The organism is Halorubrum depositum, assembly GCF_007671725.1.
Classification (GTDB): domain Archaea; phylum Halobacteriota; class Halobacteria; order Halobacteriales; family Haloferacaceae; genus Halorubrum; species Halorubrum depositum.
On the sequence record NZ_VCNM01000001.1, the window covers coordinates 1,251,374 to 1,265,797 of the forward strand.

Consider the following 14,424-nt stretch of genomic DNA (forward strand, 5'->3'; position numbering starts at 1 on the left):
ATCGGGGGCGCCGGGCGGCGTCGGCCGTCCCGCCGGGCGGCCCGCTCGACCGCGGACGCTAAGTCGGTGGGTCGACGAGACGGAGCCGAGATGCGGGTCACGCTCCTCGGCACCGGCGACACGACGGGGACGCCGACCGTCGGCTGCGACTGCGACACCTGCGCCGCGGCCCGCGAGCGGGGAGTGTCGCGCTCGCGGTTCTCCGTCCACGTCGCCAACGAGCGCACCGGCGAGTCGCTGCTCGTCGACTTCAGCCCGGACTTCAGACAGCAGTTCCTCGACGCCGACGTTCCCCTCCCCGACGCCGGGGTCGTGACGCACATCCACTTCGACCACCTCGACGGGCTCGGCAACGTCTACCGGCTGGTCGACGGGCTCCCGGTCCACGCGCCGAACGAGACCGACCCCGCCACAGACGAGAGCGTCGCCGAGACGATCCGCGCGAAGTACGACTACCTGGAGGACCGGATCGGCGTCCACGCCCGCGAGCCGTTCGAGCCCTTCGAGACCTGCGGGCTCGAGATCCGGTTCGTCCCCGTCGACCACCCGCCCCTCCTCTGTTACGGCGTCGTCATCGAGGACCCGGAGACGGGCGCGACGCTCTCGCTGACCGGCGACACGAGCTACGACGTGCCCGAGCGCTCCCGCGAGGCGCTCGCCGGGGCCGACCTCCTCTTGGCCGACGCCATCGTCCCCGCCTCGCTCTGCGAGCACCACCCGATGGGCGGGCGCCACGAGGGGCCCGACGGCGTCCCGCGCACGTTCGGCACGAAGCACATGACCCGGGAGGGGGCGCTCGCGCTCGCCGACGAGCTTGACGCCGACCGCACTCGGCTCGTCCACGTCGCGCACTACTACCCGCCGGACGAGGCGTTCGCGGAGCCGCTCGCGGTCGACGGTGAAGTGTACGAGCTATAGCGTCCCGGTTACACCGATCGTCCGCCTCCGAACGACCGCGAGCCCACCGATCGACAGCAGTCCGAGCAGCGCGCCGACGGCGAGCGTCGGGAACGCGAGGGAGTACCCCGACCGGTCGAGGACGAGTCCGAAGACGACGGGCGAGATCACGGTCGTCGTGAACCCGACCAGCGACTGAACGGAGAGGGCGGTTCCGACGTGCGCGTCGTCGACGACTTCCGTCACCATCGTCGATGTCGGCGCGCTGTCCATCGTTATGACGACGCCGTACGCGAGGACGATCGGGACGAGCGCGACGATCGGAAGATCCCCGAGCAATCCGAAGACGAGGCTCAGCGACGCGCTCGCCGTCAGTCCGATCGCGATCGTCCGCGGGCGTCCGATCCGATCGCTGAGCCAGCCGCCGGTCAGGTTTCCGACGCTGCCGAGCGCGATCATCGAGCCGACGACGAACCCCGGAAGCAGCGCCGACCCGGTGGCTGCGAACGCGGGTGCCGCCACGAGGAACGCCAAGAGCCAGTTCCGCGCGCCGAACAGCTCCCAGTTGTGCCAGGCGTAGACGCTGACCGTCAACAGGTACTCGCGGTTCCCCAACACCGAGCGATCGAACCCTGCACCGCCGCCCTCCGCCCGGTCGGGGTGATCGCGGGTCAATCCGAGCATGAACGGCGGCACGAACAGCGCACCGGCGCTCGTGGAAGCGATCGCGAGCCGCCAACTGACCGCGTCGGCGATCGCGGTCGAGAACACGAACGAGAGCCCGGACCCGAGCGAGAACGCGCCGATGTACAGCCCGAGCGCCCGGCCGCGCGCCGATTCGGGGAACCAATCCGTGACGAACCGCATCCCCGGGACGTAGACGCCGGCCATGAACAGGCCGGAGCAGAATCGAAGCCCCGTCCCCGCGACGAACCCGTCCGCGACGCCGGCGAACAGGAGGCTCGGACCTCCGGCCCCGGCCGCTCCGACCGCGATCACCCACCGAGGCGAGTAGCGGTCCGCCAACCAGCCCGCGGGGACGATCGCCACGAGATAGCCCGCCTGGAACGCCCCGAAAATGATCCCGGCTTCGGTCCCCGAGAGACCCCACTCGTCGACGACGGACGGCAGGACGGCGGAGTAGTTGAACCAGACGAGGACCGAAAAGAACAGCGACGCCGCGGTCACGACGAGCACCCGGCGGCGTTCACGCATCCGTGTGAGGTCCTCCTCGACGGCGGCGATGGTTCTTTGGGTTCCGGCGATCGGTCTCCGCCCCGAGTGTGCGAACCGGAGTAGCGTCGACGGGCTGTACCCTTTTGCCTCGGTAGCACGTAGCCCGATCGAGATGGGAACGGGGCTCGGCATCCGTGGGGCGCTCCGCGAGGCCGTCGACCGCCTCGAGCCCCCGCCGCGCGCGGTCGACTGGTCGCTGTTCGCGTTCGTCGCCGCGGAGGTCGTCACCGGGCTCGTCTCCTTCACCGTCGGCGTCCCCGAGGGGTGGCCCCTCTTTTGGCTCCACCGCTCGCTCGGGTTCGCCATCGTCGTCCTGCTCGCGTGGAAGCTCGCGCGCGTCCGGGGCCGGCTCACGGACCCGAGCCTGTGGCGCCGGTCGACGGCGCTGTCGGTCCTGACGCTCGTCGCCGCCCTGGGAGCCCTTTCGACCGGGATCGTCTGGGTCTTCGGGCTCGACGTGCGGCTCTCCTACTGGACGCTCCTCTCGGTCCACGTCGGGTTCGGACTGGTCCTGCTCCCGCTGGTGGCCGCGCACGCGACGACCCGGTTCCGGCTCCCGCGGCGGGTCGACTTCGAGCGCCGACGGACCGCGGTGCGGTACACGGTCCTGCTGGCCGCCGGCGCGGCGACCTATCGGCTCCAGCAGGGCGTCAACGACCTCCTCGACACGGCCGGCGCGGACCGGCGGTTTACCGGGTCACAGCCCCGCGAGGGCGAGGGGAACGGCGCGTTCCCGGTCACCTCGTGGGTCGCCGACGACCCCGACCCGATCGACCGAAAGGCGTACCGGCTGCGGGTCGAGGGGCTCGTGAGCGACCCCGTCGAACTGACCGCCGACGAGGTCGCGGCCGGCCACGAGACGGCGGCCCTGCTCGACTGCACGAGCGGCTGGTACACGGTGCAGGAGTGGGGCGGGATCCGCGTCGGCGACCTGCTCGACGCGGCCGGGGGGTCGGAGGCGGCCGGCGGCTTCGGGGACGCCGGCGACTCGGACCGCGAGCCGGCCTACGTCCGGTTCACGTCAGTGACGGGGTACCGCTGGAGCCTCCCGCTCGACGAGGCCGAGGACGCCCTGCTCGCCACCCACGTCGGCGGCGAGCGATTGTCCCACGGCCACGGCGCGCCCGCCCGGCTCGTCGCTCCCGATCGGAGGGGGTTCCAGTGGGTGAAGTGGGTGACGCGCGTGGAGGTGCGGGCGGAGTACGACCTCGGGCAGTGGGTGGTGACGCTGGTGAGCGGGTTCGAGTAGCCGGCTCTCCGGCGGCTCGAGTGGAGGACCGACTACTCGTACTCGCTGCCGACGACCTCGCGGATGCGCTCGGCGGTCACCGGGCCGACGCCTTCGACCTCCAGCAGGTCGTCCTCGGGCGCGGTCATGACGGCCTCGACGGTGCCGAAGTGTTCGAGCAGGGTCCGGGCCGTGACCGGGCCGATGTCGGCGATGGCGGAGACGACGTACTCCTGCTGTTCCGCGCGGGTCTTCGTCGTCTTCTCCCCGTGGACGCTCACCTCGCGGTCGCGCGTCTCCTGCTCCCGCTTGGCGATGGTCGCGAGGAGTTCCGTGGTGTCTCCCTCGTCCTCGGTCCGGAGGACGCTCACGTCGAAGTCGACCGCGAGCGACGCGAGCGCGCCGCGGATCGCGTTGGGGTCGATGTCGCGCTGGCCGTAGAGGTTCGTCCCCTCGACGACCATCACGGGGCGGGCGTACGCCCGCGAGAGCTCGCCGACCTGCTCGAACATCGAGCGGTCGGCGTCGAGCATCGAGTCGACGAAGTCGGCCGCCGACTTGCGCTCGACGGCGACCCGGTCGGAGAGCACGTAGTCGCCGACCGCGAGCGTCTCCAGCCGGGTGACGAGCCCGTCGCGGGTCGAGAGGTTCTTCGCGATGGAGGAGTCGAGCTCGCGCTGGTCGACGACGACCTCGACACCGTCGTCGACGCCGGCGGTCGCGACGACGCCGTCGTCGTCGCCGTCGGCTTCCGCGTCGCTCTCGTCGTCCGTCTCGTCTCCGCCCGCGCGCGCCTCCGCCGCGAAGTCGGTCAGTCCGGCGTCGTCGTTACTACCGTCGGCGGGGTCGTCGCTCCCGTCACCGCCGTCGTTGGCGTCGCCGGCGTTCCCGTCGGGCTCCGGCTCGGCATCGCGCTCGGCGGACCCCCCGGCGAACGCGTCGAGGCCGGCCTGCCCGTCGTCGCCCACGGTCTCCTCGATGTCGTCGGTGGCCTCCTTCAGCTCGGCGAGCTGACTGGCCATCTTTTTTTCGCGCCGCCGCGAGATCCAGAAGAACGCCTCGTCGCGGGTGTCCTCGGCCATCAGGACGACCACCTTCCCCTCCGCCTGCCGGCCGGTCCGCCCCTTGCGCTGGATCGAGCGGATCGCGGTGGGGACCGGCTCGTAGAAGCAGACCAGGTCGACCTCGGGGACGTCGAGCCCCTCCTCGGCGACGCTCGTGGAGACCAGCACCTCGAACTCGCCGGCCTTGAAATCGTCGAGGGTCTCCTGCTGCTGTTTCTGGGTCATCCCGTCGGAGCCCTCCTTGTCGCCCTGCCCGACGAACTTCCGGACGTCGAAGCTCGCGGAGAGGAACTCCACGAGCGCCTCCGCGGTGTCGCGGGACTCCGTGAACAGGATGGCGCGCTCGCCCTCGTTGATCCCGAGGGTTTCGGCCAAGAGGATCCGGGCCTTCGAGAACTTCGGGTGGAGCCCGTCGAACGCCTCCGCCTTCCGCATCGCCTCCCGCACCTTGGGGTCGGCGACCATCCGCTGGCTCGCCTTCGACGCCCCCGAGGAGCGGGCGGCCTCGCGCTGCCGTTCGAAGTAGCGCCGGACGGACTCGACCGACTGCGTCTCGACCAGCTCGGTCGCGCGTCTGAGCTTCATCACCTCGGCGTGGGTGCTCATCCCCTTGTACCCGTCCGACTGGTCGTTGTCCATCATCTGCTTCAGCTGTCCGCGCATCTTGTTGAGGTCCTTCTGCGAGAGGTCCGGGTTCGTCGTGTTGGTCACGCCGAGCGACTTGAGCTTCTCCAGTCGGTCGGTGATCACCTCGTTGAGCGCGTCGCGGATTTCGAGGACCTCGTCCGGGAGCGTCACCTGCTCCCACTGTACGTCGGTGTCGTGGGTGTACTCGTCGACGTCGGCGTCCGCCTCGGTCATCACCTCGACGTTCGAGAGCCCGAGGTTTTCACAGACCGTCTCGATCTCCTCGGTGTCGCCGCCGGGCGAGGCCGACATCCCGGTGACGAGCGGGTCGGCCGCGTCGGCGTGGTACCGCTCCGCGATGTAGACGTACGCGTAGTCGCCGGTCGCGCGGTGGCACTCGTCGAAGGTGAGGTGAGTCACGTCCCGCAGCGAGATCCGGTTGCCGACCAGGTCGTTCTCGACGACCTGCGGGGTCGCGATCACGATCCGGGCGTCGTTCCAGAGCGCGGCGCGGTCGTCCGGTTTCACGTCCCCGGTGAAGACGACGATCTCGTCGTCCGGGACCGAGAGAGCCTCGCGGTAGAAGTCGGCGTGCTGCTGAACGAGGGGTTTGGTGGGGGCCAAGAAGAGCGCCTTCCCGCCGACCTCGTAGAGGCGCTCGGCGGTGACGAGCAGGCTGACCGTGGTCTTGCCGAGGCCGGTCGGGAGACAGACGAGGGTGTGGTCGCGGGCCGCGGACTCCGCCAACTGGAGCTGGTAGCGGCGCTCCTGGAGGAAGTCGTCGACGAGCAGGGGTCTGTCGATGCCGGCGGCCTCGGTCGCCATCGGCGACGCTTCGCCGCCGTCGGCCTAAAGCCTTCGCGAAGCGGGGTGAAAGTTATCGTTCGGCGGAGCGCTCCTCTCGGTGCTCCTCGGGTACGTCCTCGTCGACCAGCTCCGCCCACTCCGCGAGCCGGTCTCCGGATGGTGTTTGCGCGCTCATCAGGGGACGGATCTCCGTGGTACGTCTTAACAGTTACTCCTATTTTACACGGTTTCACATCGGTCCGGCGCCGTCGAGGCGCGCGGCCGACGACGGCGCGAGAGGGTCGACCGCGACTCGCACCCCTTTTACCGTTCACGCGCGTCCGGCCGGCATGAGCAAACTCGACGAGTTCCTCGCCGGCGAGCGGCTCGACGACGTCGTCTTCTACCTGAGCGACGCGTACCTCGACGACGACTCCCGGCTCCGCAACGTCGGCACCGAGACGGGCGAGGGCGTGCGGCTGATCCTCGACGGCGAGACCGGCCGGTCGGCGTTCGAGGCCGGCACGGGGATGGGCGCGATGGAGTTCGCGAAGACCGCGATGGGCGCCGAGGGGACGATCGCCCGGTCGCTCGACGGCGGGGAGTGCCCCTTCGCGGACGACGCACCCGACGAGGACCACGACGTCAGCTTCGTCTTCGCGTTCGCGGAGGCGCAGAACGAGGAGGTCGGCGGGCTCTACGCCGAGGGCGACGTGGTCCACGCGTACGCTCACTGCGCCTGCGGCGAGAGCTACTCGCACAAGTGGATCGTCGGCGACCGCGACGAGTAAGAGTCGGAGACCACAGCGGGCCTGGTCTTATCCCTGCTCGGGCGCGTCCTCCTCCGGCACCGACCCCTCCACGAGCGACTGGTCGGCGTACCGCTCCCGGAGGTCCTTCTTCGAGAACTTCCCGGTGGCGGTCTTCGGCACCTCGTCGATGAACTCCACCGCGTCGGGAACCCACCACTTCGGGTACTCGTCGCGGAGTCCGGACTCGATCTCCTCGACTAAGGCCTCGCGGTCGACGCCGTCGGCCGCGACGACGAACGCGACCGGGCGCTCCTGCCAGCGCTCGTGGGGGACGCCGATGACGGTCGCCTCGCTCACGCCGTCGTACGCCATGATCGCGTTCTCCAGCTCGACGCTGGAGATCCACTCGCCGCCCGACTTGATCACGTCTTTCGTGCGGTCGACGAGCTTGAGGTAGCCGTCCTCGTCGACGGTGACCACGTCGCCGGTCTTCAGCCAGCCGTCGACGAACTCCTCCTCGCTGGCCTCGGGCCGGGCGAAGTACTCCTTGGTGACCCACGGGCCCCGGACCCGGAGCTCGCCGAAGTCCTCGCCGTTCCACGGCACCTCCTCGCCGTCCTCGTCGATCACCTCGAACTCCAGCCCGGGGGCGACGAGCCCCTGTTTCGACCGCTTGTCGACCTGCGTCTCGTAGTCGGCGTCACGCAGGTCGTCGGTGAGGTGAGAGACGGTGCCGATCGGCGACATCTCGGTCATCCCCCACGCGTGGAGCACCTCGACGTCCCGGTCGTCGTACCACTCGATCAGCGCCCGCGGAGCGGCCGCGCCGCCGACGATCACGGTGTCGAGCGTCGAGAGGTCGACGTCGTTCCCCTCGGCGATGTACTCCCGGAGCCCGAGCCAGACGGTCGGGACCCCCGCCGAGATGGTCACGCCCTCTTCCTCGATCAGCGCCGCGAGGTCGGCCGGACTCGGCGACGGGCCGGGGTAGACGTGTTTCGCGCCCGCCGCGGTCGCGGTGAACGGCATCCCCCACGCGTTGACGTGGAACATGGGAACGACCGGCATCACCACGTCGGAGTCCTCCATCGGGATCCCCTGCGGCGTCTGCGAGGCCATCGTGTGGCTCCACAGCATCGACTGCGTGTACTCGACGCCCTTCGGCTTCCCCGTCGTCCCGGAGGTGTAACAGAGCCCGGCCGGCTGGTCGCTCGGGAGTTCGGGCCAGTCGTACTCGGTCGGCTGGTCCGCGACGAACTCCTCGTAGGGCGTGGCGTCGAGCTCGTCGATCTCGGACGAGCCCATCACGACGAAGTCGACGTCGGCGAACTCCTCGGCGCCCTCGGCCGCCGCCGCGAGCTTCGGAGCCAGCGACGGGTCGACGAAGATTATCTCGTCGTCGGCGTCGTCGACGATGTACCGGATGTGCTCGTCCGGCAGCAGGGGGTTGATCGTGTGGAGCTGCGCGCCGGTGTTCGGGACGCCGAAGTACGTCTCGAAGTGACGCGTGTGGTTCCAGCAGAACGTCGCGATCCGGTCGCCGCGCTCGATCCCGCGGTCGTCGAGCGCGTTCGCGAGCCGGGCGGTGCGGTCGGCGTACTCGGCGTACGTGTGTCGCGTGCGGCCCTCGTGGGTCCGGGAGACGATCTCCGTGTCGGGGTACAGTCGTTCGGCGCGCCACAGGAACGGTCGGAGCGTCTGCGAGTGTCCACCGGGCATACCTTACACACCATGGCGTCGAGAACTATGAACATTGCCATGATTGATGGTGATGGATCGGCGGCGTGAGGGGCTCGGCCGATCGTGTATGAAAGCTGGTCGCAGATCAGCGGCGAACGCCGCCAAAAACCCGTCCGTTCGCTTATAAGCAGTTGCTGATGGAACGACGGAGAACACCGCCAAAGCCCCGCTCCGCACGGCACCTCACGCCTCCCCAGCCTCGTCGCTGGCACCCTCTGCTTCGCTTCGGGAGCCAGCGACTCCCTCGCACGCGCTCCTCGTGGCCGCCCTTGGCGGCCACTCGGAGGCGCGCGCCGACCGCACGATAGTATATAAAAAAAAGTCCGCTATCCCCGAAAGAGGCTCGCGTGCACCGGCGCGTGGTCGGACTCGGGACGCGCGGACTCGTCGCCCTCGCCGCCGTCGTCGGAGACGGCCCGGCCCTCGACGCCCTCCGCGAGGAAGTCGCGGAGCGGCGGGCCGACGTGCTCGGGCTCGACGAGGAAGGCGTCGTGGCCGTGGTCGGAGTCGATCACGTGGTGGGCGACGGGGACGTCGCGGTCGCGGAAGGCGGTCGCGAGCGACGCGGACTGCTCGACGGTGAAGTGCCAGTCGGCGGTGAAGCTCATCAGCAGCGCCTCGCCCTCGAAGGCGGCGAGGGCGTCGGCGTCGGTACCGTGGCCGGCGGAGAGGTCGTACTCGTCCATCGCGCGCGTGAGGTAGAGGTAGCTGTTGGCGTCGAAGCGCTCGCTGAACCCCTCGGCCTGGTAGTCGAGGTACGACTCCACCTCTCGGTACGGGAAGAAGGCCGCCGTCGGCTCCGGCGGCAGCCCGAGGTCGCCCTCCTCGCGGGTCAGCGAGTCGCGGCCCGCGGAGCGGCGGCCGAACTTGCGCTCCATCGACGCCTTCGAGAGGTACATGATGTGGCCGATCTGGCGGGCCAGGGCGAGCCCCTCGTCGGGCGAGGGGCGGTCCTCGCCGTAGTAGTCGCCGCCGTTCCAGTTGGGGTCCGCGCGGATCGCGCGGCGGGCGACCGCGTCGAGCGCGAGGCATTGCGCGTCGAGCCGCCCGGCGGTCGCGATGGGGACGATCCGATCGACGTCGTCCGGGTAGCGCTTCGCCCACTCCAGGACGTTCATCCCGCCGACGCTCCCGCCGACGACGGCGCGCAGGCGTCCCACGCCGAGCTCGTCGAGCAGGCGGCGCTGAGCGCGCGCCCAGTCTTCGACCTGCACCGGCGGGAACGCGGTCCCCCACCGGTCGTGGTCGGGCTCGTCGGGGAGGTCGAGGTCGGCGGGGCGCTCGCTCGCCGGGCCGGTCGTGCCGTAACAGGAGCCGGGGACGTTCGCGCAGACGACGAAGTACTCCGTCGTGTCGATCGCCTTCCCCGGGCCGACGATGTCGTCCCACCACGCGCGGGCCTGTCCCGCCTGCCCGGCGTCCCGCTCGGGGGACGGCGAGCGCGCGACGTTCTGGCTCCCGGTGAGCGCGTGGCAGACTAACACGACGTTGTCGCCGTCGAACTCGCCGTGCGTCTCGTAGGCGACCTCCAGGTCGGGGACCGACTGACCGCACTCGAAGACGAACTCGCCGAGCGAGACGGTCCCCTCCTCCGAGGGCGTCGCGCTCATCTCACTTCCCCCCGGCCGCGCGCTCGCCCGCCGACAGCCCGCGGTCGAGGTCGGCGATCACGTCGTCGGGGTCCTCGATCCCGACGGAGAGCCGGAGCATGTCGGGGAAGACGCCGGCGAGCCGCTGCTGGGTCTCGTCCATCTGCGCGTGCGTGGTGGAGGCGGGGTGGATGACGAGCGTCTTCGCGTCGCCGACGTTGGCGAGGAAGCTCGTCAGCTCGACGGACTCGCACAGCGTCTTCGCGGCCTCGTAGCCGCCGTCGACGCCGAACGTGACCATCCCGCCGAACCCGTCCAGGTACTCGGCGGCGTTGTCGTGGCTCGGGTGGTCCTCGAAGCCGGGGTACGTCACCCAGCCGACCCGGTCGTCGTCGCGGAGGAACTCGGCGACCGTCCGCGCGTTCTCGCAGTGACGGTCCATCCGGAGCGGGAGCGTGTTGAGCCCCTGGATCGTCTGCCACGCGTCGAAGGGGGACTGCTGGCCGCCCGTCGGGCGCACGCCGCGCTGGCGGGCGACGTTGCCGAAGGCGGCGTCGCCGAACCGCTCGACGAAGTCGATCGGGAAGGCGGGCGACTCCCCGTCCAGTTCGTCGTAGTCGGCGTCCGGGTGGTCCCACGGGAACTGCCCGCCGTCGACGACGACGCCGCCGACGGTGGTCCCGTTGCCCGTGATCCACTTCGTCGTCGACTCCCAGGTGATGTCGGCGCCGTGCTCGAACGGCCGACAGAGGTACGGGGTCGCGAACGTGTTGTCGACGACGAGCGGCACCGCGTTGTCGTGGGCGATCTCCGCGAGCCGCTCGAAGTCCGGCGTGACGAGGGAGGGGTTCGCGATCGTCTCCACGTGGACGAACGCGGTGTCCTCGTCGATCACGTCCGCGTACGCCTCGTAGTCGAGCGTGTCGACGAGCCGGGCCTCGACCCCGCGGCGGTCCGCGATGCTGGTGAGGTACGCGGCCGTCCCGCCGTACATCTCGGAGCTGGCGACGACGTTGTCGCCCGCGCTCGCGAGCACGGTCGTTATCGCGTCGAAGGCGGCCATCCCCGAGCCGGTTGCGACCGCGTCCGTCCCGCCGGAGAGGTCGGCGATCCGGTCCTCCAGGGCGCTCACGGTCGGGTTGGAGAGCCGGGAGTAGATGTGACCCTCCGCCCGGAGCGCGTACAGCTCCGCCGCCGTGTCCGCGTCGTCGAAGACGAACGAGGTCGTCTGGTGGATCGGGGTCGCGCGCGACCCGGTCGCCGGGTCGGCCTCGGCGCCGGCGTGGAGACTCCGGGTGTTGAACCCACGTGTCATGTGTGTAGTGCATATATCTGCAAAGGTCTATAACCGTCAGTTACGGCAAGTGATGCCTCGGTCTCCCCCGCCGAGGTGCGCGGCGTCGCTCCGTCTCCCCCGCCGCTTCGTCCGGCCGCGCTCGGCCGTCCCCACCGAAGCGTGAGTTTATCCCCGATCGCGAGCCAACGAGAGGTAATGGCAGTCGCCGACTCACCCGTGCCGGACCTCGCCGGACGCGCGAGCGCCTGCGCCGACCGCCTCCGCGCCGCCGACCGGGTGCTGCTCGCGTCCCACATCGACGCCGACGGGCTGACGAGCGCCGCGGTCGCCTCGTCGGCGCTGGCGCGCGCCGAGATCGACCACGAGGTCGTCTTCGAGAAGCAGCTGGACGCCGAGTCGATCGCGGGGATCGCCGCACGCGAGTTCGACGTGGTGCTGTTCACCGACTTCGGCTCCGGCCAGCTCGACGTGATCGCCGAGCACGAGGACCGCGGGGACTTCGTCCCCGTGATCGCCGACCACCACCAGCCGGCCGACCGCGACACGGAGTTCCACCTCAATCCCCTCCTCGAAGGGATAAACGGCGCGAGCGAGCTGTCCGGCGCGGGCGCCAGCTACGTGCTCGCCCGGGCGCTGGAGGGGCCCGACGGCGACAACCGCGACCTCGCCGCGCTCGCGGTCGTCGGCGCGGTCGGGGACATGCAGGACTCCGACGGGGGGCTCGTCGGCGCCAACGAGGCTATCGTCGCCGACGGCGTCGACGCCGGGGTCATCGAGACGCGCACCGATCTCGACCTGTACGGGAGACAGACGCGCCCGCTCCCGAAGCTGCTGGAGTACGCCTCGGACGTGAAGATCCCGGGGATCTCGAACGACGAGGCGGGGGCGATCGCGTTCCTCGGCGACCTCGACGTCGACGTGAAGCGCGACGGCGAGTGGCGCCGGTGGGTCGACCTCGACGGCGCGGAGCGGCAGGTCCTCGCGTCGGCGCTGATGCGCCGCGCCGTCGCCTCCGGCGTCCCCGCCGACCGGATCGAGGCGCTCGTCGGGACCTCCTACACGCTCGTCGACGAGGAGCCCGGCACGGAGCTGCGGGACGTCAGCGAGTTCTCCACCCTGCTCAACGCCACCGCCCGGTACGAGCGCGCCGACGTCGGCCTCGCGGTGTGTCTCGGCGACCGCGGCGACGCACTTGCCGAGGCGCGGCGGCTCCTCCGGACCCACCGCCGGAACCTCTCCGAGGGGCTCCAGTGGGTGAAGACGGAGGGCGTCACCGAGGAGGAGCACCTCCAGTGGTTCGACGCCGGCTCGCGGATCCGCGAGACGATCGTCGGGATCGTCGCCGGGATGGCGATCGGGTCGCCGGCGGTCGACCGCTCGAAGCCCGTGATCGCGTTCGCGGAGGAGAGCGCCGAGGAGCTGAAGGTGTCCTCGCGGGGCTCGCACGCCCTCGTGCGGCGCGGACTCGACCTCTCCGCGGTGATGCGCGAGGCGAGCCGAGCGGTCGGCGGCGACGGCGGGGGCCACGACGTCGCCGCGGGCGCGACGATCCCGAGCGACGAGCGCGACGCGTTCGTCGCCGAGGCGGACCGGCTGGTCGGCGAGCAGCTCTCGTGACCTGACCGCCGAGCGCCGAGGCGCTCACTCCCCGACCGTGCGGCGGACCCAGCCGGACGCGCCGGTCGGCGACGGGTCCGACGGCTCTCGGGTCTGTCTGTTCCCCTCGCCGTCGACCGCGCGGACGACGACCTCGTGGGCGCCGTCGGGGTCGAAGGCGTGGCGCCACTGCCGCCAGACGTCCGCGTCGGGGAGGGGGTCAGAGAGGGAGGCGTCGGTCCACGAGCCGCCGCCGTCGGTCGACACCTCGACCCGCTCGATCCCTCGCGTCCCGGCGTAGGCGTGGCCGGCCAGCTCGATCCGGCCGTCGTCGAGCTCCGTGATCCCCTCGTCCCAGAGCTTGGCGACCGTCTTCACCTCGCCGGTCCCCTCCCAGCCGCGCTCCTCCCAGTAGCCGTCCTCCTCGACGTTCAACAGCTCGATCTCCGAGAGCCACTTCACGTTCGTCTCCCCCCAGTGGCCCGGGATCAGCACCCGGACCGGGTGGCCGTGGCCGGGCGGGAGCTCCGTCCCGTTCATCCCCCACGCGAGGAACCCCTCGGCGAGGACGTCGACCGGGAACTGGACGTAGTAGCCGTCGTCGCCGCGCAGCATCGCGCAGTTGCAGTCGCCCTCGGGGTCGACGGACTCGAGCAGGGGGCGGATCGGCGTCCCCGTCCAGACGGCGTTGTCCAGCTTGCGGCCGTTCAGGCTCTCGCCGACGCACCGCAGCGTCACCGCGCGGTGCTCGACGGGCCGGTCGATCAGCTCGTCGAAGGGTACCGTCCGCTCGGCGCCGGTCTCGCCGGTGAACGTCAGCGACCACTCGGCCGCGGTGACCTCCGGATCGAACTGCGCGATGTCGACGTTGTAGAAGTCGCCGATCGGGCTCACCATACCGAGGAGGTCGTCGCTCTCGACCGCCAGCGAGGTCGACTCGACCTCCTGCAGGCGATCGCTCGCGCCCTCGGACCGCGGGGCGTCGGCGAGCGCCTCGTCGTCCTCCGGCGCGGGCACCCGCCGACCGACGACCGCCGCGACGACGAACCCGAGCGTCCCCGCGGCGACGCCGAGCGTCCGTCGACGCACCGCGTCGACGGTCGTCGTCGGGTCGGCCGCGACCGAGGGTCCGTCTCCGGACGCCGGGTCGGGAGACGATGACGACCGAGTCGACGTTGGGGGGAGCCCGCCGAGCGCGACGACGGCCGCCGCGGGGAGCGCCACGCCCAGCGCACCGGTCGGGTCACCGGTCAGGCCGGCGGCGAGGGGCCACGACGCCAGACCGGTCGTCGCGGCGCCGACCGACGCCCGATCGAGGCGCGCGGAGAGTCGGAGGCCGGCGAGCGCGATCAACCCGAACAGTCCGATCACGGCCGCGAACGCCATGGCGACGTGGATCAGGTGCCCCGCGTCGCCGACGGTCTCGATCACGAAGGTCACGATCGGTCCGGGCGTCAGGTTGACGATGGCCTGATCGACGGGCCGGACGACGAACGCGGGCGACCACCCCGTGACGAGGTACGAGCCGGCGACCCCGGCAGTCCCGGCCGCCGCCGCGAGCAACGCGTTTCGTCGCTCGGTAACGTCTAACATAGTCTACCTCGGGGTTACA

Annotated in this window: 10 protein-coding genes; 4 read left to right on the plus strand and 6 right to left on the minus strand. The window is 70.9% G+C overall.

What is annotated here, in order from left to right; translation table 11 throughout:
- Positions 1-90: 90 nt before the first annotated feature.
- The gene (locus FGM06_RS06495) at positions 91-918 is read left to right on the plus strand and encodes an MBL fold metallo-hydrolase (protein ID WP_144798295.1); all 828 of its coding nucleotides are present in this window, start codon (positions 91-93) and stop codon (positions 916-918) included.
- Here FGM06_RS06495 and FGM06_RS06500 read toward each other — a convergent pair.
- Entirely contained in the window at positions 913-2,112 is a 1,200-nt protein-coding gene (locus tag FGM06_RS06500; RefSeq protein ID WP_186310981.1) for an MFS transporter, read from the minus strand. The genes FGM06_RS06495 and FGM06_RS06500 overlap by 6 nt on opposite strands.
- Positions 2,113-2,245: 133 nt before the next feature.
- Between FGM06_RS06500 and FGM06_RS06505 the strand changes: the two genes are divergently transcribed.
- Positions 2,246-3,382 (plus strand): molybdopterin-dependent oxidoreductase, encoded by a 1,137-nt coding sequence (locus FGM06_RS06505; protein WP_144798296.1) that lies wholly within the window; start codon positions 2,246-2,248, stop codon positions 3,380-3,382.
- 32 nt (positions 3,383-3,414) lie between these two features.
- Here the strand turns inward: FGM06_RS06505 and FGM06_RS06510 are convergent, their stop codons facing one another.
- Positions 3,415-5,877: a DEAD/DEAH box helicase gene (locus FGM06_RS06510; protein WP_144798297.1), complete on the minus strand. Its 2,463-nt coding sequence runs from the start codon at positions 5,875-5,877 to the stop codon at positions 3,415-3,417.
- Positions 5,878-6,188: 311 nt separating this feature from the next.
- Here FGM06_RS06510 and FGM06_RS06515 point away from each other — a divergent pair, with 311 nt between their 5' ends.
- A complete protein-coding gene (locus FGM06_RS06515; RefSeq protein WP_144798298.1) occupies positions 6,189-6,629 on the plus strand; it encodes a DUF5807 family protein in 441 nt (146 codons plus the stop codon).
- Positions 6,630-6,656: 27 nt separating this feature from the next.
- Here FGM06_RS06515 and FGM06_RS06520 read toward each other — a convergent pair whose 3' ends face one another.
- From FGM06_RS06520 to FGM06_RS06530, 3 genes are all read right to left on the minus strand, one after another.
- On the minus strand, positions 6,657-8,309 hold the full coding sequence (locus FGM06_RS06520; RefSeq protein WP_144798299.1) for a long-chain fatty acid--CoA ligase: 1,653 nt from the start codon (positions 8,307-8,309) through the stop codon (positions 6,657-6,659).
- 347 nt (positions 8,310-8,656) lie between these two features.
- Entirely contained in the window at positions 8,657-9,940 is a 1,284-nt protein-coding gene (metX, locus tag FGM06_RS06525; RefSeq protein ID WP_144798300.1) for a homoserine O-acetyltransferase MetX, read from the minus strand.
- Between the two features lies 1 nt (position 9,941).
- Positions 9,942-11,234: an O-acetylhomoserine aminocarboxypropyltransferase/cysteine synthase family protein gene (locus FGM06_RS06530; RefSeq protein ID WP_144798301.1), complete on the minus strand. Its 1,293-nt coding sequence runs from the start codon at positions 11,232-11,234 to the stop codon at positions 9,942-9,944.
- Positions 11,235-11,411: 177 nt separating this feature from the next.
- On the opposite strand from FGM06_RS06530, the gene FGM06_RS06535 reads away from it, so the two are divergent.
- On the plus strand, positions 11,412-12,833 hold the full coding sequence (locus FGM06_RS06535) for a single-stranded-DNA-specific exonuclease RecJ (protein ID WP_144798302.1): 1,422 nt from the start codon (positions 11,412-11,414) through the stop codon (positions 12,831-12,833).
- Positions 12,834-12,857: 24 nt separating this feature from the next.
- Here FGM06_RS06535 and FGM06_RS06540 read toward each other — a convergent pair whose 3' ends face one another.
- Positions 12,858-14,405 (minus strand): molybdopterin-dependent oxidoreductase, encoded by a 1,548-nt coding sequence (locus FGM06_RS06540; RefSeq protein WP_144798303.1) that lies wholly within the window; start codon positions 14,403-14,405, stop codon positions 12,858-12,860.
- Positions 14,406-14,424 lie beyond the last annotated feature (19 nt).